At 43.8% G+C, this 22,901-nt stretch carries 19 protein-coding genes and 1 riboswitch; of the genes, 12 read left to right on the forward strand and 7 right to left on the reverse strand.

All coding sequences use genetic code 11. From position 1 onward, the window contains the following. Positions 1 to 95: 95 nt before the first annotated feature. From metH to GOL65_RS20780, 4 genes are all read left to right on the forward strand, one after another. Positions 96 to 3,776, forward strand: coding sequence for a methionine synthase (gene metH, locus GOL65_RS20765; protein ID WP_140920259.1), 3,681 nt, complete (start codon positions 96 to 98; stop codon positions 3,774 to 3,776). Positions 3,777 to 3,899: 123 nt separating this feature from the next. Beyond that, positions 3,900 to 4,199 (forward strand): metalloregulator ArsR/SmtB family transcription factor, encoded by a 300-nt coding sequence (locus GOL65_RS20770; protein WP_140920278.1) that lies wholly within the window; start codon positions 3,900 to 3,902, stop codon positions 4,197 to 4,199. After that, complete coding sequence (locus tag GOL65_RS20775; RefSeq protein ID WP_140920258.1) at positions 4,196 to 4,630, forward strand: YeeE/YedE family protein; 435 nt, start codon at positions 4,196 to 4,198, stop codon at positions 4,628 to 4,630. The genes GOL65_RS20770 and GOL65_RS20775 overlap by 4 nt, the downstream gene beginning before the upstream one ends. Before the next feature lie 5 nt (positions 4,631 to 4,635). Further along, on the forward strand, positions 4,636 to 5,061 hold the full coding sequence (locus GOL65_RS20780; RefSeq protein WP_140920257.1) for a DUF6691 family protein: 426 nt from the start codon (positions 4,636 to 4,638) through the stop codon (positions 5,059 to 5,061). 58 nt (positions 5,062 to 5,119) lie between these two features. On the opposite strand, the gene GOL65_RS20785 is transcribed toward GOL65_RS20780, so the two are convergent. From GOL65_RS20785 to GOL65_RS20800, 4 genes are all read right to left on the reverse strand, one after another. Beyond that, the gene (locus tag GOL65_RS20785; protein WP_179038521.1) at positions 5,120 to 6,595 is read right to left on the reverse strand and encodes a DASS family sodium-coupled anion symporter; all 1,476 of its coding nucleotides are present in this window, start codon (positions 6,593 to 6,595) and stop codon (positions 5,120 to 5,122) included. 220 nt (positions 6,596 to 6,815) lie between these two features. Further along, positions 6,816 to 7,742: a ketopantoate/pantoate/pantothenate transporter PanS gene (gene panS / locus GOL65_RS20790; protein WP_140920255.1), complete on the reverse strand. Its 927-nt coding sequence runs from the start codon at positions 7,740 to 7,742 to the stop codon at positions 6,816 to 6,818. Positions 7,743 to 7,967: 225 nt separating this feature from the next. Continuing rightward, complete coding sequence (gene lysC, locus GOL65_RS20795) at positions 7,968 to 9,317, reverse strand: lysine-sensitive aspartokinase 3 (RefSeq protein WP_140920254.1); 1,350 nt, start codon at positions 9,315 to 9,317, stop codon at positions 7,968 to 7,970. Between the two features lie 115 nt (positions 9,318 to 9,432). Next, positions 9,433 to 9,692, reverse strand: a riboswitch (Lysine riboswitch). Positions 9,693 to 9,996: 304 nt separating this feature from the next. Beyond that, positions 9,997 to 10,632: an NAD(P)-dependent oxidoreductase gene (locus GOL65_RS20800; protein WP_140920252.1), complete on the reverse strand. Its 636-nt coding sequence runs from the start codon at positions 10,630 to 10,632 to the stop codon at positions 9,997 to 9,999. Positions 10,633 to 10,824: 192 nt separating this feature from the next. Here GOL65_RS20800 and GOL65_RS20805 point away from each other — a divergent pair, with 192 nt between their 5' ends. The 6 genes from GOL65_RS20805 to GOL65_RS20830 all read left to right on the forward strand — a co-directional run bounded on the left by GOL65_RS20805 (position 10,825) and on the right by GOL65_RS20830 (position 17,424). Next, positions 10,825 to 11,730, forward strand: a complete 906-nt coding sequence (locus tag GOL65_RS20805) for a LysR family transcriptional regulator (RefSeq protein WP_140920251.1) — start codon at positions 10,825 to 10,827, stop codon at positions 11,728 to 11,730. A 219-nt stretch (positions 11,731 to 11,949) separates the two neighbouring features. After that, positions 11,950 to 13,593, forward strand: coding sequence for a glucose-6-phosphate isomerase (gene pgi / locus GOL65_RS20810; RefSeq protein ID WP_140920277.1), 1,644 nt, complete (start codon positions 11,950 to 11,952; stop codon positions 13,591 to 13,593). A gap of 58 nt (positions 13,594 to 13,651) precedes the next feature. After that, a complete protein-coding gene (gene psiE, locus GOL65_RS20815; RefSeq protein WP_140920250.1) occupies positions 13,652 to 14,062 on the forward strand; it encodes a phosphate-starvation-inducible protein PsiE in 411 nt (136 codons plus the stop codon). 146 nt (positions 14,063 to 14,208) lie between these two features. Beyond that, positions 14,209 to 14,715, forward strand: a complete 507-nt coding sequence (ubiC, locus tag GOL65_RS20820) for a chorismate lyase (protein WP_140920249.1) — start codon at positions 14,209 to 14,211, stop codon at positions 14,713 to 14,715. 12 nt (positions 14,716 to 14,727) lie between these two features. Continuing rightward, positions 14,728 to 15,588 (forward strand): 4-hydroxybenzoate octaprenyltransferase, encoded by an 861-nt coding sequence (gene ubiA / locus GOL65_RS20825; protein WP_407657522.1) that lies wholly within the window; start codon positions 14,728 to 14,730, stop codon positions 15,586 to 15,588. A 345-nt stretch (positions 15,589 to 15,933) separates the two neighbouring features. Further along, positions 15,934 to 17,424, forward strand: a complete 1,491-nt coding sequence (locus tag GOL65_RS20830; protein ID WP_140920247.1) for a tryptophan 7-halogenase — start codon at positions 15,934 to 15,936, stop codon at positions 17,422 to 17,424. A 121-nt stretch (positions 17,425 to 17,545) separates the two neighbouring features. On the opposite strand, the gene plsB is transcribed toward GOL65_RS20830, so the two are convergent. After that, positions 17,546 to 19,999, reverse strand: coding sequence for a glycerol-3-phosphate 1-O-acyltransferase PlsB (plsB, locus tag GOL65_RS20835; protein WP_140920246.1), 2,454 nt, complete (start codon positions 19,997 to 19,999; stop codon positions 17,546 to 17,548). 120 nt (positions 20,000 to 20,119) lie between these two features. Here plsB and GOL65_RS20840 point away from each other — a divergent pair, with 120 nt between their 5' ends. Together GOL65_RS20840 and lexA are read left to right on the forward strand one after the other, a co-directional pair. Beyond that, the gene (locus tag GOL65_RS20840) at positions 20,120 to 20,497 is read left to right on the forward strand and encodes a diacylglycerol kinase (protein WP_140920245.1); all 378 of its coding nucleotides are present in this window, start codon (positions 20,120 to 20,122) and stop codon (positions 20,495 to 20,497) included. A gap of 88 nt (positions 20,498 to 20,585) precedes the next feature. Further along, positions 20,586 to 21,197 (forward strand): transcriptional repressor LexA, encoded by a 612-nt coding sequence (gene lexA, locus GOL65_RS20845; RefSeq protein ID WP_130592814.1) that lies wholly within the window; start codon positions 20,586 to 20,588, stop codon positions 21,195 to 21,197. 128 nt (positions 21,198 to 21,325) lie between these two features. Here the strand turns inward: lexA and GOL65_RS20850 are convergent, their stop codons facing one another. Further along, the gene (locus tag GOL65_RS20850) at positions 21,326 to 21,880 is read right to left on the reverse strand and encodes a hypothetical protein (RefSeq protein ID WP_140920244.1); all 555 of its coding nucleotides are present in this window, start codon (positions 21,878 to 21,880) and stop codon (positions 21,326 to 21,328) included. 393 nt (positions 21,881 to 22,273) lie between these two features. Further along, the gene (zur, locus tag GOL65_RS20855; RefSeq protein WP_140920243.1) at positions 22,274 to 22,729 is read right to left on the reverse strand and encodes a zinc uptake transcriptional repressor Zur; all 456 of its coding nucleotides are present in this window, start codon (positions 22,727 to 22,729) and stop codon (positions 22,274 to 22,276) included. Positions 22,730 to 22,901 lie beyond the last annotated feature (172 nt).

Raw genomic sequence — 22,901 nt, forward strand, 5'->3', positions numbered from 1 at the left:
AATCTGTGCATATCAGGCAAATTCAGCCTATAACTATATGATTTAAAATTGATGCCATTAGACTGGCATAGCGCTTTATTAACGAGATAAATGTGATGACCAAGACAGAGCAACTACATCAGCAGCTTACTAAACGAATTCTGGTTCTGGATGGCGGAATGGGAACCATGATCCAAAGCTATAAGCTGGGTGAGGAAGACTATCGTGGTACACGTTTTTCTGACTGGAAAAGCGATCTTAAAGGTAATAATGACTTACTGGTATTAACCAAACCTGACGTGATCTCAGCAATTCATCATGCTTATCTTGAAGCTGGCGCAGATATACTTGAAACCAATACCTTCAATGCGACATCAATTGCGATGGCTGACTACCATATGGAGTCACTATCTGCGGAGATTAACTATGAAGGCGCTCGTTTAGCCAGGTTATGTGCTGATGAGTGGACGACGAAAACACCGGACAAGCCACGTTACGTGGCTGGCATCTTAGGGCCAACCAACCGTACCGCTTCTATATCACCAAATGTGAACGATCCTGCTTTTCGTAATGTTACCTTTGATCAATTAGTTGAAGCTTATAGAGAATCGACCAGAGCGTTAATTCAGGGTGGTGTCGATATCATTATGATAGAGACAATTTTTGATACCCTGAATGCTAAAGCAGCTATTTTTGCAGTTGAAGACATCTTTGAAGAGCTGAATGTTGTGTTGCCTGTAATGATCTCCGGGACTATTACTGATGCTTCCGGTCGTACATTATCAGGTCAGACTACGGAGGCCTTCTACAATTCATTACGTCACGTCAGACCGCTTTCTTTTGGTCTGAACTGTGCTCTGGGGCCGGATGAGTTACGTCAATATGTGGCAGAGCTTTCACGGATCTCTGAATATTTTGTATCAGTTCACCCCAATGCCGGCCTGCCTAATGCATTCGGTGAGTATGATCTTGGCCCTGAAGATATGGCTGTTCAGATTGAGGAATGGGCAAAATCGGGGTTTGTGAATATTGTCGGAGGATGTTGTGGAACCACTCCGGCTCATATTGCGGCCATTAGTAAGGTTCTGGAGACTGTCTCACCCCGCCCACTGCCGGAGATTCCTGTAGCTTGCCGTTTGTCCGGACTGGAGCCACTGGCAATCGATGCGAATACTCTGTTTGTTAACGTGGGTGAGCGTACCAACGTGACTGGTTCAGCCCGTTTCAAACGACTCATTAAAGAAGAAAAATATAACGAAGCATTAGAAGTCGCACTTCAGCAGGTAGAGAGTGGTGCCCAGATTATTGATATCAATATGGATGAGGGCATGTTAGATGCTGAGGCAGCGATGGTGCGCTTCCTCAATTTGATTGCCGGTGAACCAGACATCGCTCGAGTTCCTATTATGATTGACTCCTCTAAGTGGGAAGTTATCGAGAAAGGCCTGAAGTGTATTCAGGGAAAGGGCATTGTTAACTCGATCTCTATGAAAGAAGGGGAAGAGAAGTTTATTCAGCAGGCTCGTCTGGTTCGTCGTTATGGTGCCGCGATGGTAGTGATGGCATTTGATGAAGATGGACAGGCCGATACTCGTGCCCGAAAGATTGAGATATGCCGCCGTGCTTATCGTATTTTGACTGAGGTAGTTGGTTTTCCGGCAGAAGATATTATCTTTGACCCGAACATTTTTGCCGTTGCCACCGGTATTGAAGAACATAATAACTACGCGGTGGATTTTATTCAGGCCTGTGGTGATATTAAGGCAGAGCTGCCACATGCTTTGATTTCTGGTGGTGTTTCTAATGTCTCTTTCTCATTCAGGGGCAATGACCCTGTTCGCGAAGCGATACATGCGGTATTTCTTTATCATGCCATTAAGAACGGCATGGATATGGGGATTGTAAATGCAGGACAGCTGGCTATTTATGATGATTTACCCGCGGAGCTAAAAGATGCGGTAGAAGATGTCATTCTTAACCGCCGTACCGATGGTACAGAACGTTTACTGGCCTTGGCAGAAAAGTATCGTGGTAGTGCCGGAGATGCGGAAGCAGATAAACAACAGGCGGAGTGGCGTGGCTGGCCAGTTACGAAACGACTGGAATATGCACTGGTTAAAGGTATCACCGAGTTTATTGAGATAGATACGGAAGAAGCTCGCCAACAGGTTGATTTACCATTAGAAGTGATAGAAGGGCCGCTAATGGGCGGAATGAACATCGTTGGCGATCTGTTTGGTGAAGGCAAAATGTTTTTACCACAGGTAGTTAAGTCAGCTCGAGTCATGAAGCAAGCTGTAGCCTATCTGGAACCTTACATTGAGGCTAGCAAACAGAAGGGATCTGCCGCCGGTAAAATCTTACTGGCAACGGTGAAAGGGGATGTTCACGACATCGGTAAGAACATTGTTGGTGTGGTATTGCAATGTAATAACTATGAAATTATCGACTTAGGTGTGATGGTTCCAACTGAGAAGATTTTAAAAACTGCCCGGGAAGAGAAGGTAGATATTATTGGTCTGTCTGGTCTGATTACTCCTTCTCTGGATGAGATGGTCAATGTGGCTAAAGAGATGGAACGTCAGGGATTCTCTCTGCCGCTGTTGATTGGTGGAGCAACCACGTCAAAAGCGCATACGGCAGTTAAAATCGAGCAGAACTACAGTGGCCCAACGGTCTATGTGCAAAATGCTTCCCGTAGCGTAGGCGTTTGTTCAGCCCTGCTTTCCGATATGCAACGAGACGGTTTTGTTGAACGTACTCGTAAAGAGTATGAAACCGTCAGAATCCAGCATGCACGCAAAAAACCAAGAACGGCACCGGTTAGCTTACAGGCCGCCAGAGATAATGGTTGGGAATGTGATTGGGATAATTACACCCCTCCGGTGGCTAAACATTTGGGTGTTCGGCAGGTAGAGGCCTCTATTGAAACCTTAAGGAATTATATCGACTGGACACCTTTCTTCATGACATGGTCGCTGGCGGGAAAATATCCACGAATTCTCGAGGATGAGATTGTTGGAGAAGAAGCTAAGCGCTTGTTTAACGATGCCAATGAACTGTTGGATAAACTCTCTCAAAATAACGTATTAACTCCAAAAGGTATCATGGGAATTTTTCCGGCAAACCGGGTCGGTGATGATGTTGAGATTTATGCTGATGAAACTCGCCAGCAGGTTATTAATGTCAGTCATCATCTTCGTCAGCAGACTGAAAAAACAGATTTTCCTAACTATTGCCTGGCCGACTTTGTGGCACCAAAACAGAGTGGAAAAGCGGATTATTTAGGGGCATTTGCAGTAACAGGTGGTCTGGAGGAAGATACTTTAGCGGATGCTTATGAAGCTCAACATGATGATTATAACAAGATCATGATTAAAGCTTTGGCAGACCGTTTAGCCGAAGGATTTGCTGAATATTTGCATGAGCAAGTACGTAAAGAGATCTGGGGATATGCAGAAAGTGAAAACCTGACTAATGAAGAGTTAATCAGGGAAAATTATCAGGGTATTCGCCCTGCACCTGGCTATGCAGCTTGCCCGGAACATACGGAAAAGGCAGCTATCTGGCAATTACTGAATGTTGAAGATAAGATCGGCATGAAACTGACAGAATCTTATGCTATGTGGCCTGGTGCATCGGTATCTGGTTGGTATTTCAGTCATCCGGAAAGTAAGTATTTTGCCGTTGCTCAAATTCAACGCGATCAGGTTGAGGATTATGCAGTACGTAAAAATTTGAGCATAACAGAGGTGGAGCGTTGGTTAGCGCCAAATTTGGGATATGATGCCGACTAGGATCTTCTTGCTTTAAGGAACATCTTAGTTTACATTTTAATCATTATATTAATATATATAATATTGATTGATAAATTGAGATGCCTGATGAGTCAAAATAATTTTCTATCTGATATTTCTGTGATGAGAGCTGCGGCGGGTGACGTTGCGGCTCTTTTGCGTGCGTTAGCAAATGAAGATCGCTTGTTAATACTCTGCCAGCTCAGTCAGGGAGAACTTTCTGTTAGCGAACTGGAGCAATGTCTGGATATCCGCCAGCCAACGTTATCTCAGCAGCTAACGGTACTGAGAACTGAAGAGTTAGTGAGTACTCGCAGGGAGGGGAAGCGGATTTTTTATTCTATTCGTGATGAGAAGGTATTAGCGCTGTTGGATATGCTATATCAACTTTATTGCCCGGCTAGTGGGGCAAAAAAATCATGAGCATTGCCTGGACTGCATTTACTCCATTAACGGCCTTAGCGGGTGGTGCTTTGATTGGTACTGCTGTTGCATTACTTATTGTATTTAACGGAAGAATTGCCGGAATTAGCGGTATTTTAGCGAATGTGATTAAAGCTTCACGCGAAGGATTTGGCTGGCGCAGCGCTTTTCTGCTGGGTATGGTTATTTCATCGCTGGTTTATACATTGTTTCAGCCTTTGCCGGATATTCAAATCGTATCAGAGTGGCCTGCACTGGTTATTGCTGGTCTTCTGGTGGGAATCGGCACTCGTTATGCTTCTGGCTGTACCAGTGGCCATGGTGTTTGTGGATTATCCCGTCTCTCATTTCGTTCCTTGATGGCCACTCTAACCTTTATAGTTACTGGTGTAATAACGGTTTTATTATTAAATCCATTACAGGGAAGCTGAACATTATGAAACTATTTTTTGCCTTTCTCAGCGGCCTGCTTTTGGGTTTAGGAATAATTGTTTCCGGTATGGCTAATCCAGTTAAAGTGCTGTCATTTCTGGATATTACTCGTGATTGGGATCTTTCATTAGCCCTGGTAATGGGAAGCGCAATTGTTGTTGGACTACTGGCTTTCAGTTATATGAAACATCGCCAGCAATCGATTTTAGGCGAGCGTATTCAGTGGCCTGCTTTACGTGTAATAGATAAACGTCTGATTGGCGGCAGCGCTCTGTTTGGTATTGGTTGGGGAATTGCAGGTATTTGTCCAGGGCCCGGACTGGTATTGCTTGGGGCTGGAATAGGAAAAGGTTTGATTTTTACCGCTGCGATGGTTGCAGGCATGTTGATTTTTGATGTGCTGGAGAAAAGAAAGACCGGTTCAATATAAATGATAAAGGCCATATAAAATAATATATGGCCTTTTGCGATGTTATCTTCTGAAAGTATTAATACAATCCTAGCGCCTTCCACCAGACTAAGCCCAACACCAGGAAGATTGCCTGATTGACAATACTAACTACAAAACCAACTCGCCACCAGGTTCCGGTAGGAACATACCCTGCACCAAACAGAATTGGACCACGGGCGTGGGAGTATTGAGTCAGGGAGCAATACAAACTACTGGTAAAGGCCAGCATTAGTGCCATAGGTAGGGCAGGAATATGCAGATTAATACCAACGCCAAGGAAAACAGCATATAACGCAGCTATTTGTGCATTTCCGCTGGCGAAGAAGTAGTGAGTATAAAAATAGGCGGCATTAAGTAGCAACAGAATTAAAATCCAGCTGCTATCTCCCATGGCTGCGCCAATGTGTTCACCAATAAGATTACCAAACCAGGTTGTAAAGCCCAGCTTCTTCAATTGGTTGGCCATCATTAACAACGCGGCAAACCATATCAGAGTATCCCAGGCTCCTTTTTCACTTTTTACATCTTCCCAGGTGAGAACCCCGGTTAATAGTAAGAATGAAAGACCAACAAAAGAAGCTGCTGTCGGATCAACACCTAACTTATCGCCAAAAATCCACAAAATTAGTAATAGCACGACAGTGGCGGTCATAATCCATTCACTGCGGCTCATTTTTCCCATTTTCTCCAGCTCGGTTCTGGCGAGAATTGGTGCATCCGGAGTATGTTTGATTTCAGGTTTGGTCAACCAGTAAACCAATAGTGGGACAATAATCAGCGAAGCCAGACAAGGGACGATTGCTGCGACAAACCAGCTACCCCAGGTTAAGTGCACATCTGCATTAGCGGCTAGTTTCACTGCTAACAGGTTGCCTGTATAGGCGGTCATAAACATAGCTGCAGTTACGTCGTTGACATTACCAATACAGGTAATCAGAAATGTACCGATTTTATTACGTGACTGATCTTCCGGGTTGGAGTTAAAGCTACGGGCCAGCGAATCGGCAATAGGGTAGATAACGCCGCCGCATCGTGCTGTATTGCTTGGCATTGCCGGAGAAAGTATAAGGTCGGCAACAGCTAGCCCATAAGCCAGACCCAGCGTTCTTTTGCCCAACAGGCGGATCATCTGCAATGCAATACGCCTTCTCAGCCCGGTTTTAATAAAACCTCTGGCAATCATAAAGGCGACAACAATTAGCCAGATTAAAGAGCTGTTTAAATCACTTAGCGCGGTGGTAATAGATTCAACTGCGGTAGTTGCGCCTGAAGCATAAGTTAGAGCAAATACAGTAATACCAATCAACCCAACGGCACCAATTGGCAGAACTTTAGCCACAATACAGGCAATGGTTGCCACAATACAGGCAATGGTTGCCACAAAAACAATAGCGGAGTGCCATGCTGGCAGACTTAAACCTTCGGGGGGAGTAATGTGCCAGAGAATAGCGGCACAAATAACGATAATAATCAACGGTAACCAATTTACCGGAGAAGAGGTATTTTCCTTCACAAGCTATCCCTACTCTGTAACAGAGAAGTAAATGTCCAAATGCTGAAATTAAGAAAATAAAAGAAATTGTCAGAAAGACTGATGTATAAATAGAATACTATTTTATTTATTACGTCGCGTAATAATATTTTATTAAATAATTCCAAATTAAATATTTATTATCGTAAGCAATAAAAAAGAGAGGCAGTAGCCTCTCTTTTTTAGAAACGATTATTGATTATTATTTTTTAGCGTTATCTTTAGTTGGTTTGCCTTGCCAATAACCAGCTAACAGGGAACCTGACAGATTGTGCCACACGGAGAACAATGCTCCTGGCAGCGCAGCAACCGCAGAGAAGTATTGCGCGCCTAATGTTGCTGCTAAACCAGAGTTTTGCATACCAACTTCTATGGCTAATGTGCGGCAGGTAGATTCATCAAATCCGCATAGCTTTCCACCCCAATAGCCGCCCAGTAAGCCAATGGCATTATGTAGTATTACTGCGATAGCCACGACGAACCCTACGGAAGCAATATGGCTTTGGCTGTTAGCAACTACTGCACTGATAATAGCCAAAATACAGACCATCGACAGAGCTGGTAAAAATGGCTCTACGCGTTTAACGACATTGGTTAATGTATGGTGGATAAGCAAGCCAGCACCAATAGGAATAATAACAATTTGCAGAATTGAACGAAGCATGCCTAATACATCAACATTAATTGAAGCATCTACATACAAATAGGTTAACAGCGGGGTGGCAAACACACCTACCAGCGTTGATACTGACGAAATGGTAACTGAAAGCGCCACATCACCTCTGGCAAGATAAATCATTACGTTCGATGCTGTTCCACTTGCCACGCTACCAACCAGAATCATACCTGCAGCCAGATCTGCCGGCATGCTAAATACTTTCGCCAGAATCCAGGCTGCCAATGGCATAATCAGATAATGCAGTAAGGTACAGGCAAGAACTGGCATAGGGCGAGTGAAGATACGTTTGAAATCGCTGACTTTAAGAGTTACACCCATGGCAAACATAATCAGCATTAGCAAATAGCTGATATAAGGGGCGATCCCGGTAAAGGTTGTCGGCGTGTAGTAAGCGGTAACAGACAATAACAGAGCCCATAACGGGAATAAGCGAGTAACCTTGGCTAACATGGATGAAAACTTCCTTTTTAATTAACACATGCGGTTGTTAAAGAAATACTGGCATGTTGATATTTTTGTGTTGTGTTGTGTTGTGTTGTGTTGTGTTGTGTTGTGCTGTGTTGTGTTTATAGCAAAAAAATAATATTTAAATAAATAACGAGAATTGGGTGATTAACAAAAGATAATGTGCAACCGAAGTTGCACATTATTGATGAAACGGACTATCACACAAGATTATTCAAACAGGTTATGGTGTAGCGTTTTGACTACATGTTCAGCATCATCACCGGGAACCAGAAGGCACAGGTTATGACTACTGGCACCATAAGAAATCATTCGAATATTAAACGGTTCCAGTACGCCAAAGACTTCTTTTCCTACACCACGGGCTTTTGCCAGCTCGTTACCAATCAGGGCGACCAAGGCCAGATTCTCTTCGACTTCTACCCGACATAGTGCTGATAGCTCAGTTAGTAATGCGCTGCTGAGAAGACTGGTGCCACAGGTAGATGAACCGGCGGTATCTAACGTCAGGGCGATACTGACTTCAGATGTCGTGATTAAATCTACAGAGATATTGTGACTGGCCAGAATATTAAATATTTCAGCCAGAAAGCCGCGAGCGTGCAGCATATTGAGACTGTGCAACGTCAGTAACGTTTGCTTACGGCGCAGTGCCAATGCCCGGAACAGCGGCGGTTGGCTGGTTTTGTTACACACCAGTGTACCGCCGGCACTCACATCTTTACTGGAACCAACAAACACTGGAATATCTCTGCGTACCGCAGGGATCAGGGTTGCAGGATGCAGAATTTTTGCGCCGAAGGTTGCCATCTCTGCTGCTTCTTCAAAGCCAATTTCATCAATGCGTTTAGCATTAGGAACCACTCTGGGATCGGTGGTATAAATGCCGGGAACATCTGTCCAGATATCAACTCGTTTGGCATTTAACGCTTCGCCCAGCAGTGCAGCGGTATAATCACTACCGCCACGTCCTAATGTCGTGGTGCGGCCGCGAGATTCACTGCCGATAAAGCCTTGGGTGATGATCAGCGCATTTTCCAGACGCGGTTGCAGGTGTTGCTTACTTAAAGCGCACAGTGCCTGAACATCAGGCTCCGCTTTGCCAAAGCGATCGTTGGTTTTCATTACGTTACGTACGTCAAACCACTCAGCACTGACGTTTCGGCTTCTAAGCAACTCAACAAACAGCAAGGTAGACATCAGCTCACCGTGGCTAACCAGTTCATCGGTTAACGCAGTGGAGGTTGCCAGACTGGCTGCTTCAGAAAGCGTTGTGATATTTTCCAGCATGCGATCGATTTCTTCACGCACTACCTCTGAGCCGGGCAGGGTGTTAAGAATTTGATATTGGATGTGGCGAATCTGCTCAATCTTTTCTGTACGAAGATCCGGATTGCAGCCTTCAGCCAGGGCAACCAGCAGGTTAGTTACGCCGGCCGAAGCCGATAAGACCACCACTTTTACTTCAGGATTTGATAGTACAACATTGGCAGAGTTATTCATCGCGGCGCTGTCAGCGACGCTGGTACCACCAAACTTAGCAACAACAATATTAGACATAACTCAATAATTCCTCGTGTCAGGTGGAGCTAATCAATAGCCCTTAAATTCATCAGCCTTGGCACAAAGGAAGCGCGGTAAACAGGGAGCAGACGTAGGAGGGAAACACTACGATACACCCAGAAGCGCCCCACCTTGCCAGAGTCTTAGGTGATTGTGCTGAAATAACCTGCACAATAATTCCACGTTAAAGACCCTTATTCCCACAATATGTCTGCGGGTAACATTGGTGACAACCCAAGGGATTCAGCCCTTGTGGTCGACAGCTCTCTTGCCCGGTTTGAGCGCTGCCTCGGCGTCGTATCCCCTGGAGTGTTTTCACTGGATTCCGGATCCTCAAACACTTTACCTGAACGACGCGCCTCTTCTGGCTTGTGTACAGGATACACAAGTAGGCTTTAAGAAATAGCGGGTTATGAGGTCAGTGTCAATGGTGTTTATGTGTTTGTTTTTTATTTCTTTAACAGGGGAGCCGAGGTTTGCGTGGTTTTGCTTTTATACAGAAGGGGAATACATTACAGGAAACTCATTTTTCGATATTAGACGCTAAGTTTTAGTCTATTTTTATAATAATTATTTTTTAACCAATAAATTAACATGATGACAAACTGTGGTGAAAGTGAGCCGATATCAATTCGTTATCGGCTCATCAGAGAGCTGGCCATATTCGACCATGGTTTTATTTTTCGACGACGGTAAAACGTTGACGAATATGCTTACCTTGTTCAATCTCATCCAGCATAGCAATGGCATAGTCCGCATAACTAATGGTGCTTTCTCCGGCACTATTAACCATTAAGCGGTCGTTACCGACATTATAGCTGCCAGTACGTTTGCCATCGGCAACAAACATGGCTGATGGGCTTATATAAGTCCAGTTGATATCATTGGCTTTCTTCAACGCCTGGAACGCTTCTGCCATGTTGCTGGCGGTTGCTTTGTAAGCGTCAGGAAAGTCCGGGGAATCAAGCAGGCGCTGTGTGAGTTGCTCATCAAGATATAAACTGCTGGCACCGCCGACCACTAACAGCCGGGTATTTGGGCTGTCAGAGAGAATTTTTCTCAAATGAACCAGCGAGCTTTGATGCAGGTCTTCATGGCCTGGTGAAGCATTGAATGCATCCACTACCGCGTCAAAAGGTTCTAAATCGGCGGCGGTCAGATCAAAAATATCCTTTTCCAGTACTGCGACTGATTTATCACTTATTTTTCCCGCATTACGAACAATGGCAGTAACCTGATGTTTTCTGCTCAGCGCTTCTGCCATGATTTTTTGTCCGGCTTTACCACTGGCACCAATAATTGCAATTTTCATTATTTATTCTCCTGTCCGATTGGGGAACACACGACCGTGATGAATTAATATTTCTGGCATCGATTGCATGAGTGTCACATGTTCAATAATTTTTTCATTTTCAATATTGCACAGGTAGAAACTTTAATCCCTTTCCATTGTTTTAAAAATAGAGTATTTAATGACAGACTGTTGCAAAAATTGAGCAAATAAATGGATCGATTAACCGCTATGCAGGTGTTTGTTGAATCGGCGGAGCGCGGAAGCCTGACCGCTGCGGCTGAACGACTGGGGTTATCCCGGGCGAAGGCTTCCCGCTATCTGGCTGAACTGGAACGTTGGCTGGGGGTACGTTTGTTACACCGTTCGACCCGTAGCCTTAGTTTGACATCCGCCGGAGAGTTGGCGCTGATTGATTGCCGCCAGATGTTACAAATTCAGGAAAAAATGCTGGCGACTCGCCATGATCACTCTTCAGTGCCCAAAGGGACCTTACGCATTACCTGTAGTCAATCTTTTAGCCAGTCTTATCTGGCTAATCTGATAGCTGAGTACTCTTTACGTTATCCTCAGGTGAGTATTGATATTCAACTACTGGATCGTACGGTGAATCTGGTGGATGAACGTATTGATTTAGCTATCCGTATTACCAATACGCTGGAACAAGGGATAATTGCTCGTCCACTGGCAACTTGCCATTCCGTAACCTGTGCTTCACCGTATTATCTGGATAAAATGGGACGCCCTCAGAGGCCTGAGGATTTATCCCGACATGTTTGTTTGACTCATGCCAAATTTAGTACTCATACCTGGATTTATCGTTCACTGGAAGAGAACAGCGAACTGATTAAAATTCCGGTAAAAGGGCGCATCAGTGCTAATGAGGTTTTGGCCCTGAAAGATGCCGCTACTGCGGGGGTTGGTATTACACTGTTACCTGCCTATTTAGTCAGAAATGAGTTGGCCAGCGGGCAGCTTGAGGCCATTCTGACGGAGTATGAAATAGAGCCAATGACCATTTATGCCATTTATACTTCACGTAACCATATGTCAGCAGCGTTACGCACTTTGTTAAACTTTTTGGATGAACGGTTTAAGTCAGATAGCTTTTGGAAATAATTGCCGATAGTAATAATAGGTATACGATCGGTATTTATGCCTATAATTTAGAGAGTAAATATTTTGCTGAATCCTGTCAGCTATGGTAATAAAAAGTATCTGATTAATGAGAGATGATAATTATCTTAGCTACATTAGCTTTGTGACATTCATTAACTACAGGCTGACAGGGTATAAACACCTAATCTTTGTCTTGATTTCATGTATAAGGGCCCAATGATGAAAAGTATTAATCCGACGGAAACGGCAGCGTGGCAGGCACTTGAAAAACATTTTGATGAGATGAAAAAGGTCACTATTAGTGATCTGTTTGCTCAGGACAAGCAGCGTTTTGAACACTTTTCAGCGACATTTGATAATCAAATGTTGGTTGATTACTCCAAAAACCGTATTACAGATAAAACATTAGAGCTTCTGCGTAATCTGGCAAAAGAGTCCGATCTCTCTGGCGCGATAAAATCGATGTTCAGCGGTGAAAAAATTAACCGGACTGAGGATCGCGCAGTACTGCATGTTGCATTACGCAATCGTTCTAATACGCCAATTCTGGTTGACGGTAAAGATGTGATGCCGGAAGTGAATGCGGTACTGGCTAAAATGAAGTCTTTCTGTACGCGTATCATTAGCGGTGAATGGAAAGGTTTTACCGGTAAAGCGATTACTGATGTAGTGAATATTGGTATTGGTGGTTCAGATTTAGGCCCTTATATGGTGACAGAGGCGTTACGTCCTTATAAAAATCACCTGAATATGCATTTTGTCTCTAACGTTGATGCGACTCATATTGCGGAAACCATTAAAACGTTAAATCCTGAAACTACACTGTTTTTGATTGCTTCTAAAACTTTCACCACTCAAGAGACAATGACGAATGCCCATACGGCTCGTGACTGGTTCCTGAGCGCAGGAAAGCCGACTGATGTGGCTAAGCACTTTGCGGCGCTTTCTACTAATGCTAAAGCGGTAGCTGAGTTTGGTATTGATACTGCCAATATGTTTGAGTTTTGGGACTGGGTAGGTGGCCGCTATTCGCTGTGGTCTGCTATTGGTTTGTCGATTGCCCTTTCTGTTGGCTTTGATAATTTTGAGAAATTACTCGGCGGCGCACATGCTATGGATCGCCATTTTGCTGATATGCCAGTGGAGAAGAATCTGCCGGTAACATTAGCTCTGATTGGCCTATGGTATAACAACTTCTATGGTGCTGAAACAGAGGCTATCCTGCCTTATGACCAATATATGCACCGTTTTGCCGCCTATTTCCAACAGGGAAATATGGAATCTAACGGTAAATATGTTGACCGTAATGGTAACGCGGTTAGCTATCAAACTGGCCCTGTCATTTGGGGAGAGCCGGGTACCAATGGACAGCATGCTTTCTATCAGTTGATTCATCAGGGCACTAAAATGATCCCATGTGATTTTATTGCACCTGCTCAAAGTCATAATCCATTAGGCGATCATCATTCCAAACTGTTGTCTAACTTCTTTGCTCAGACAGAAGCGCTGGCTTTTGGCAAAGGTGCCGAAGAAGTACGTGCTGAGTTTATTAAAGCGGGTCAAAAATCAGAAGATTTTGAACAGATCGTTCCTTTTAAAGTGTTTGAAGGCAACCGCCCAACCAACTCCATTTTACTGAAAGAGATTACTCCTTATAGCCTGGGAGCGCTGATTGCTCTGTATGAACACAAGATTTTCACTCAGGGCGTTATCATGAATATCTTTAGTTTTGATCAGTGGGGTGTTGAACTGGGTAAACAGCTTGCTAACCGTATTCTGCCAGAGTTGGCCGACGGTCAGGCGGTGTCCAGCCACGACTCTTCCACCAATGGATTAATTAACACCTTTAAGCAGTGGCGTTAATTCATCAGAGTAAAATGGGCAGGGGTAACCCTGCCCAATGGTTAAAACAGGGGGGAGCATGCTGGAGAATATTAAACGTGCAACACTGGTAGGGCGTGTACTGCAAACGGTTCTGAATTTTGGTCTGCTGTTGTTGGCGATAATCCTGATAGTGTTTCTTGGTAAAGAGACCTATGCCCTGATTCAGGTGCTATTTGTTAATTCAGCTCAATCATCCAGCTACTTATTGATTGAAGGCATTGTTATCTATTTCCTCTACTTTGAGTTTATTGCCTTGATTATTAAGTATTTCCAGTCAGGCTATCATTTTCCTCTGCGTTACTTTATCTACATTGGTATTACGGCCATCATTCGCTTAATTATTGTTGACCATAAAGATCCAATGGATACCCTCATTTATTCCGGAGCCATTCTGGTTTTAGTCGTGGCGCTGTATTTAGCGAATACCGATCGACTAAAGCGTGAGTAGAAATTCAACAGTTTTATTGACGTAATGTTAAGAAATAGTTCCAGGAATGAAACCTTCACTGTTTGCAGAGCGCTATTTTACGTTACAATGACACCCGGTTCTTATGGCCTGTTAGTTATCAGGCCTTACTATTTTAGGGTGTTACGATGACGAATGAAACGCTATTGATACCAAATTGGAAAACTCGAGATTGGTATTCGGCGCAAAACAATTCGTTAAGTAAACCGGTTGCTGACTGGTTATTGGAAGAGGATTCAATGACCCGTCGTTGTGAACGTTATTGCCATAAAGTGACGGTTCAACCCCTGTTTGAAGGATATGTTTCTGCCGCTTCACTAGGAAAAGAGCAGTCGGAATTACCTGTAGATAAACGCTACTGGGTACGTGAAGTCTTTCTGTTTGGTGATACTATTCCATGGATATGGGCTCGTACTGTGGTTCCGGAAAAGACACTCAGTGGCCCTGAGCAACAGCTAATTAAGCTGGGGGATACTCCACTTGGGCGTTATCTGTTTAGTCAGGCAGCTCTTGAGCGAGATTATATTCAGGTATCTTTGCAGGATAGCTTATGGGGGCGACGTTCCCGTTTGCGCCTGTCGGGTAAACCTCTGCTCTTGACGGAGATTTTTCTACCGTCATCACCGTTATATTAATTGGGGGAAAATGTGACTGAAGGCAAATGGCTGGCTTACTGCCGTTTGATGCGTATCAATAAACCCATCGGGGCCCTGTTGTTACTTTGGCCTACGCTTTGGGCACTCTGGCTTGCAGGGAAGGAAACGCCGAACGTTTATATTCTGCTTATCTTTATCATCGGCGTATTTCTGATGCGAGCGGCTGGATGCGTGATTAATGATTTTGCCGATCGTCATTTTGACGGACATGTTGAACGTACTCGTAATCGTCCGTTACCAAGCGGAGCAGTGACAGAGAAAGAGAGTAAAGTGCTGTTTTTGTCGCTGGTGACCATCTCTTTCTTATTAGTTTTAACGCTCAACCGGTTGACGATTCTACTTTCTGTTGCTGCAGTGATCCTCGCATGGATCTATCCCTTTATGAAACGGTTTACCCATTTACCTCAGGTTATTTTGGGTATGGCATTTGGCTGGTCAATACCGATGGCTTATGCTGCCGTTAGTGATGCATTACCGCTTAGTTGCTGGTTGTTATTATTAGCCAATATATTCTGGACTGTTGCATATGATACGCAATATGCCATGGTTGATCGTAATGATGATTTAAAAATCGGAATTAAATCAACCGCTATTCTTTTTGGTCGCCATGACAAACTGATTATTGGCTTACTACAATTAGGTACGGTACTAATATTATGCCTGATAGGCTATTTAAATAATCTAAGTTCTCTTTTTTACTGGTCTTTATTATTAGCCAGTGCATTATTCGTTTATCAACAAAACCTTATTTATCAAAGAGAAAGAGATAAGTGTTTTCGGGCGTTTATGAATAACAATTGTGTTGGATTTGTTATTTTTCTTGGTTTCTTGATGAGTATCTCCTTATCTTAACTGAAAAAAAATTGATTTAAGATATATATCTACTTATGAAACGCTGTTAGCATTCGAGTCGGTGTTAACAGTGGGTTCAGGGATGAACGATATAATTTAATCAGTACCTGTCTATATTCCCTTCTAAAATTACCCCGTTAGCAGACGGAGAAAATATCGTTTATGTTTTCTTTTTGCTATTTATGCATTTGCAATTCAAATAAGTTGGTTTTTAATTACCAAACGTTGCTCTAATTGTTTGTTTTTTGCAATGAATAGCCTGAAAACTGATAGTTATTAGCCGGGTTTTTTAAGCATTAAACTCGTTGTAACAGTGATATCAACATAAAATGGAAGAGGTTGCTGATGTTAAATTTGAGAACGCCAAAGCGCATCGTTATTCTCGGTGGCGGAACAGCAGGATGGTTTGCCGCACTGACATTACGTCGTATTTTTAGTGCTAATGTGGAAGTTCGGGTTATTGAATCCAGCCAGATTGGCATTGTGGGTGTAGGTGAAGGCGGATTGCTGAATATTTATGACGCTCTGCAACGTAACCAGATCGACATAAAAGAATTTATGGCAGAAACCGATGCTACTTTTAAGTGGGGCTTCAGCTATGAAGGTTGGCGTACGGGTAAAGCTGACGACAAGTTCTACCATCTGTTTACTTCTGCCCGAGGTGAAGGTGCACAATGGGTTGAAGGTGGTTTCCTGCCGTATTACTCTGCATTAATTAATCAGGGCGTACCGCTAGAGTCATGGATTCGCGGTTACCAGTTGATTAAAAATAATGCTTCAATGGAAGAAGCGATTAAGGCTGTAGACGAAGATCGTACTGACCTGGTGACCTCTTTCCACTTTGACAGCTACAAAATTGCCAAGTACATGAAAAAAGTGGCACTGTCTCGTGGTGTGGTACATGAAGATGTGCTGGTTAAAGATTTCGTTCGTAATGAAGAAGGGTTGGTTACTAAACTAATTACTGAGAAAGGTGAAGTTGAGCTCGACTTCCTGATTGACTCCAGCGGCCTGACCCGTCAGGTAATGGCGAAGATGCCTGGTGCTCGTTGGCAGACGTTTAAAGACTATCTGTTGATGGATAGCGCTATTCCATTCTATATGCCTCATCCGAATAAAAACCCAATGCTAATTACTCGTGCAATCACGATGGATGCGGGTTGGATGTGGCAGATTCCCCTGTCTACTCGTGTTGGTGCTGGTTATGTATTCAGTAGCAAACATAAGAGCGAAGCCGATGCCATTGATGAGATTCAGAAGTATCTCGGATTTGAAATTGAACCTCATAAAACCATTCGTTTTGATCCAGGCTGCTATGAGCAAGTGTGGATTAAGAACGTTATGTCTCTGGGCCTCTCTTCCGGCTTCGTTGAGCCGCTGGAAGCAACCTCAATTGGTCAGATGATCGAACAGCTACGTAACTTTGAGCGCGTGCTGGTATCGAGTCAGGGCATCATCTCTGAAAACAGTATTCGTGAATATAACGAAGCGAACCTGGCGTCATGGCACGGAATTCGTGACTTCCTGCGTATGCACTATGACTGTACTCGTAACGACACTCCACTGTGGCAAGAAGTGAATAAATCGCCAATGACAGAGCGTTATGCTGAGTTCAGAAAATGTATTAAAGAACGTACTCCTCATATGATTGACGTAGAAAACTACGCTATCAACGGTTGGGGCGGTATTTTCCATCCGGTTAACTGGATGTCGGTTGCGGTTCCTTTAGGGCTGGTACCGGTAAGTGCAGCAGGTATGGACTTACTGTGGCTGTCTAAAGATAAGCAGCAAAAAGCGCTGGATTTCGTGCAGAGAGTTAAAGAGAAGGGCTGGTAATATTCTCTTTTTAATCATCAATAATAAAAGCCTGCTGGTTAGCAGGCTTTTTTGTGGTTGTTACCCAGAAGTTCAGTAGGTATGAGACCAGCTTTTTCATTGAAGGCTGGTTATTTACCCGTTACTCTGTTGGCGTTTCGCTTTCCGCCGATGTGACAGTAACACTTTCAATCGTCAGTTTTACTTCCGGTGTCATCAGGCGGGTCAGCATGTCATACATAGCCTGCATATTTTCCGGAACTGCATCACCCACATCATTGATATATCCCGCGGTACGCAGTGTTGCTACCAGCGTAGAGAATACTGCTTTATCAAAGAATTCTGGCGCATTGATACCGTGTAAGACGGAGAGACGTTGAGCCAGCAAACGGCTCTCTTTCTCCAGCATTCCACGATTAATACTTGGGTTGTTACGCAGCAATGAAAGCGTAATGGTATAGCGCTGTAATGTTTCCCGAACGCCGGCAGCCAGTAACTGTAGCGTACGAATACGGGAAGGTGTTAATGCCAGTAAACCCTCAGCCTGTTGGCGAATCAGATTCTGACGTTCCAATTCATCAATCAGCGTCTCAATTACCGCGGGTACCTCTTCTTCGCTGTAGTGCATAAACAGTTCTTCACGCAGCAGTGGATAAATCAGTGAAACCTGCTCAATAATCTGCTGACGAGAGATACCATCGTGATGCATCACAATACTGGCAATAAGCGACGGCAGAACCAGCATATGGTGGATGTTATTACGGTAGTAAGTCATCAGAACTGCTTGTTCACGCGCTAATATGATGATCTCACCGGCGTTATCCTTCTCTACCTCAAACTTACTCATTTTCAGCGCATGTTCCAGCATTTGCTCTGGTGTACTGGATGGAACCGTTGCGTCTTTGGCATAAGGTACATTGCGCAGTAGTTGGATATAACAATCAAGTTGTTCAAGCAGTTGCTCACGGGTTAAAGCCCGTTGGCGAGAAGCTAATAACGCGGTACAGCACAGGTTCATGGCGTTAGCTGCTGCTGCGTTATTAATATTAATCATCAAGTTACTGGCAATTTGATTAACGGTCGGCGTTAACCAATTTGGTCTTGGCGTTTCTATCGGATCGATAGATTCTCTCCAGTTTGGTACGTTCTGATTCAGGTAGGTCATTAATGGAATAGGTTCACCAAAGTTCACATAGCCTAACCCTAAATTACGCAATTTACGCATGGTGCGAACTACCTGCCAGAGGTTCTCTTTCTCTTTGGTTGCTCCACGTAGTTCGTTGGCGTAAGTACCCACTTCCATTACGTGTTCATAACCGATATACACTGGCACAACAGTGATTGGGCGATTACCGCCGCGTAACATTGCCTGAATGGTCATAGACAGCGTGCCGGTTTTTGGTTCCAGCAATCGACCGGTACGTGAGCGTCCGCCCTCAACAAAGTATTCAACGGAATAACCACGGCTGAATAATTCACCCAGATATTCACGAAACACGGTAGAGTAGAGCTTGTTGCCTTTAAACGTACGACGAATAAAGAACGCTCCCAGCCGACGGAAAATAGGACCCGCTGGCCAGAAGTTAAGGTTGATACCGGCAGCAATGTGCGGTGGTACTAACCCCTGATGATAAAGCACATAAGAGAGCAGCAGATAGTCCATATGGCTACGGTGGCTTGGCGCATAGACAATACCATGACCATCCTGAGCTAACTGACGCACTCGCTCGGCGTTATGAACATGAATACCCTGATAGAGTCGGTTCCATGTCCAACTGAGTACCCGGTCAGTTACTCGTAGTGTTTCATAGTTAAAGTTGGCTGCAATCTCTTCCATCATATCGACAGCGTTCTGTTTTGCTTTCGTCAGCGATATCTTCTTGGATGCAGCTTCTTCCTCAACCGCTTTTTCAATGGCTTTTGAGGTTAGTAATTTATTAAACAGATCCTGACGCATCGGTAACTTTGGTCCGGTTGCGGCAAGGCGCTGTCTGGCAAAGTGCATGCGGGCAACGCGAGCCAGTTTTTGAGCAATGGTCTTATCGGTGCCGTGCTCATCTGCCATATAGCGTAGTGAAACGGTTTGGGAAAAGCGTACAAAGCTGTCGCGGCCTAACCACATCACGACAAAAAATTTCTGGATACCGTTAAACAGTCGAAGGCGAGGAGCCTCATGGCTCTCATGACCCTCGCGGCCAGGAGAACGGCCAAACATCACCGAGACTGGAACCATCTGGATATCCAGATCGGGGTGATTGCGGTGCAGGTCCAGATAATCGTGGAATAGCTTTATCGACTCTTCTTTAGGGGCGTAATAGCTGAATACTCGCGGTCCTTCATGAATAAAAACATAGCGGGGTAGTAGCTGACCATCAATCTCATAAGGTTCTAATGGATCGGGTAATTCCTGAGCCAGACACTGTGCTCGTAGGGTTAACAGGTCTGCTTTTGAGTTATAGGGCAGGACATATAGTATTGGACGTGTGGTATCCAATCCCAATTCAGCGATGGGGTCAGAAGGAATACACTTGCTACGAACCAGCATTTTTATTGGTATATTCAATAGCTTATAGTAAAGTTTACGCCAACCAGACATAAATGTTTCGAGCCTCATATAGATAACGAGTCGCCAGAATACCAGAACTCGGCGCGATCTGTGATGATGTGATGAATGATAATTGCTAAAATTGAGTAGAATTTTCTTGAGGGATTGTGAATGAACCAGGTGACAGGACTTACTCGTATCATTAAAGCAGCGGGATATTCGTGGGGGGGCCTACGGGCTGCCTGGAAAAATGAAGCTGCTTTTCGTCAGGAAATTGTGCTGCTGGTGGTCGCCATTATTCTGGCCTGCTGGCTGGATGTCTCCATCATTGAACGAATCTTACTGATTGGTTCTGTAGTGTTGATTGTGGCTTTTGAAATTATTAATAGTGCGATTGAAGCCGTCGTTGATCGTATTGGTACCGAACGCCATGAACTCTCAGGGCGGGCGAAGGATATGGGATCTGCTGCGGTACTGATTATGATATTACTGGCGTTGTTTGTCTGGGTTTCCGTACTTTGGAGTCATTTTTCTCGATATATCTCGTAAATATGAAGTATGAAGGTTTTCATCTGGCGAATACCTGTATATACTCACAGCATAACTGTATAAAAAAACAGGGTAAGGGAATCGAGAAATGAAAGCACTAACCGCCAGACAGCAACAAATTTATGACCTGATTCGTGACCATATCAATCAGTCAGGGATGCCGCCGACTCGTGCAGAGATTGCCCAAACCTTAGGGTTTAAGTCACCCAATGCGGCGGAAGAACACTTAAAAGCTTTAGCCCGTAAAGGGGTCATCGAGATTATTAATGGGGCATCCAGAGGGATCCGTCTGCTACTGGAAACGGAAGATGCAGGTCTCCCGTTAATTGGTCGGGTTGCCGCAGGTGAGCCTTTACTGGCTCAGGAACATGTAGAAAGCCACTATCAGATCGACCCGGCGCTGTTTAAGCCACACGCCGACTTTTTACTGCGTGTTAGCGGTATGTCAATGAAAGATATTGGTATTATGGATGGCGATCTGCTTGCTGTGCATAAAACTCAGGATGTACGTAATGGTCAAGTCGTCGTTGCCCGTATTGATGATGAAGTTACGGTTAAGCGTCTGAAAAAACAGGGTAACGTAGTTGAGCTACTTCCTGAAAATGAAGAGTTTTCACCAATAGTGGTTGATTTACGTGAGCAGAGTTTGACCATTGAAGGGCTTGCCGTTGGTGTTATTCGTAACGGCGACTGGATGTAATTAAATTCAAAAATCAGATATCGGCTGATGTGAAAACGAATAACGGATATAGCAGAAAATCAAAAAGCGCCTTAGGGCGCTTTTTTAATGGCAATGACTGAAGAATATTTATCAGGCTTAATAATTTATTACGCACCGGATGGGGCACTTTTTGCTACTAAAATATTATTCATCAATTGGTGCCGGTGCTGCTGGAGCTTATTAATGCTGGAATGACTGGTAAGCAAAATAGTATAAATTTTGTTCTGATAGTTCATAAACACAAAGATACCGGCAACGTCCTGCTCTCCATCTTTGGTGCTGACTTCTAATTGCTCAGTATCAATATCGCCATAGGTTTCTGTACGGCGGGTAATATCAACTGCCTGAAATTTAAAACTATCAGCGATGGAATCCACTTCATCTTTGAGTTGAATGCCTTCATCAAGGGTTTGTGTTGAAATGCGCCCTAGCAAATTAGGGTCATCCAAATTTTTTAGCAGCCAGATAGAGGATAAATCGGTTTCAATAAACTGCCAGCGCTCAGGCAATTGGCCAGGAAGTCCGGTGACTTCACGCCAGTTTTGAGCTGCAATTTGCTGTTCACCGTCAGTCGTCAATGTTATGGGCGTCATTGTTTCTCTGGCTGAAGCACTGACCAGTGTTCCTGCGACAGCAAAAAGCGCCCATATAAACTGCTTCATCTTGTTTTCCCTGGAAAATAACCAACAATATATAGCTATATCATTAAGATGTGTTATGGATAACATAATTATAATTACGCTGCTAATATATACTCTATTTGCAAGGAAAATAAAATAGAAAATATAATTAAGATGAGTGAATAACAAAGTGTGTTATTTATTATTATTAATGTATGTCTTATTCAACGTTGAAAGAATGTTAATATATATTAATTGTTTTTAAAAACATGTTGTTATGTTGATTTGATTTGTGGGTTTTTATGAATTTAGTATGTGAGTATAAAGAATATTTATTCATTTATTCTTATCTGTAAGTGTAGCTTTATATAGCTTGCTCTATTAGCAAGGTAAATCAATCACAGTTATCCTTCAATTTCTTAAAATATATTACTTTTATTCTGCTTTATTCGCACATTGTGAACAAATGCCATGGGTTTCGAGTACGCTATGTTGAATGGTGAAATGGCTTTTCTCTGCCAGTTCTTTAAGTAGTTGATCGATCCCTTCTGCGTGATGCTCAGTGACTAATCCACAGTTATCACAAATGAACAGGGCGGAAGTGTGTAATGGCTCGCCTACATGGTGACAAACGACATAGCTATTGGTGGATTCGATTTTATGAATAAAACCCTGTTCAAGTAAAAAATCGAGGGCGCGATAGACCGTTGGAGGTTTGGCCTGGGGTTCAGAGATACGCAGTAAATCCAATAAGTCATAGGCACTAATGGCATTCTTCTGTTCCGCCATTAAGCGTAACGCCAGACGTCGCTGGGGAGTTAAGCGAACTGCTCGCTGATCGCACAGCTTCTGGGCTTTTGTCAGCATAGACTCAATATTGATTGATTTCATTGTTATCTCTGTTATTCACAATCCTGTTAATGATTCTATCATGCTTAATAAAGAACGCCGAGAGCATATCCCTGACCGGGCAATTAGGGGAAGGCGGTAACGACAATAGCCTTTTCTATGGTAAAATGCCGTTAATTATCCCGCCGAACTTTACGCTGGTATCGCGTTCGTC

The sequence above is a fragment of the Limnobaculum xujianqingii genome (assembly GCF_013394855.1).
Taxonomy (GTDB): Bacteria; Pseudomonadota; Gammaproteobacteria; order Enterobacterales; family Enterobacteriaceae; genus Limnobaculum; species Limnobaculum xujianqingii.

Excerpts from the sequence above, each read along its gene's own strand:
- metH (WP_140920259.1), top strand. The coding sequence starts at position 96 with ATGACCAAGACAGAGCAACTACATCAGCAGCTTACTAAACGAATTCTG.
- GOL65_RS20770 (WP_140920278.1), top strand. The coding sequence starts at position 3,900 with ATGAGAGCTGCGGCGGGTGACGTTGCGGCTCTTTTGCGTGCGTTAGCA.
- GOL65_RS20775 (WP_140920258.1), top strand. The coding sequence starts at position 4,196 with ATGAGCATTGCCTGGACTGCATTTACTCCATTAACGGCCTTAGCGGGT.
- GOL65_RS20780 (WP_140920257.1), top strand. The coding sequence starts at position 4,636 with ATGAAACTATTTTTTGCCTTTCTCAGCGGCCTGCTTTTGGGTTTAGGA.
- panS (WP_140920255.1), bottom strand. The coding sequence starts at position 7,742 with ATGTTAGCCAAGGTTACTCGCTTATTCCCGTTATGGGCTCTGTTATTG.
- lysC (WP_140920254.1), bottom strand. The coding sequence starts at position 9,317 with ATGTCTAATATTGTTGTTGCTAAGTTTGGTGGTACCAGCGTCGCTGAC.
- GOL65_RS20800 (WP_140920252.1), bottom strand. The coding sequence starts at position 10,632 with ATGAAAATTGCAATTATTGGTGCCAGTGGTAAAGCCGGACAAAAAATC.
- GOL65_RS20805 (WP_140920251.1), top strand. The coding sequence starts at position 10,825 with ATGGATCGATTAACCGCTATGCAGGTGTTTGTTGAATCGGCGGAGCGC.
- pgi (WP_140920277.1), top strand. The coding sequence starts at position 11,950 with ATGAAAAGTATTAATCCGACGGAAACGGCAGCGTGGCAGGCACTTGAA.
- psiE (WP_140920250.1), top strand. The coding sequence starts at position 13,652 with ATGCTGGAGAATATTAAACGTGCAACACTGGTAGGGCGTGTACTGCAA.
- ubiC (WP_140920249.1), top strand. The coding sequence starts at position 14,209 with ATGACGAATGAAACGCTATTGATACCAAATTGGAAAACTCGAGATTGG.
- GOL65_RS20830 (WP_140920247.1), top strand. The coding sequence starts at position 15,934 with ATGTTAAATTTGAGAACGCCAAAGCGCATCGTTATTCTCGGTGGCGGA.
- plsB (WP_140920246.1), bottom strand. The coding sequence starts at position 19,999 with ATGTCTGGTTGGCGTAAACTTTACTATAAGCTATTGAATATACCAATA.
- GOL65_RS20840 (WP_140920245.1), top strand. The coding sequence starts at position 20,120 with ATGAACCAGGTGACAGGACTTACTCGTATCATTAAAGCAGCGGGATAT.
- lexA (WP_130592814.1), top strand. The coding sequence starts at position 20,586 with ATGAAAGCACTAACCGCCAGACAGCAACAAATTTATGACCTGATTCGT.
- GOL65_RS20850 (WP_140920244.1), bottom strand. The coding sequence starts at position 21,880 with ATGAAGCAGTTTATATGGGCGCTTTTTGCTGTCGCAGGAACACTGGTC.
- zur (WP_140920243.1), bottom strand. The coding sequence starts at position 22,729 with ATGAAATCAATCAATATTGAGTCTATGCTGACAAAAGCCCAGAAGCTG.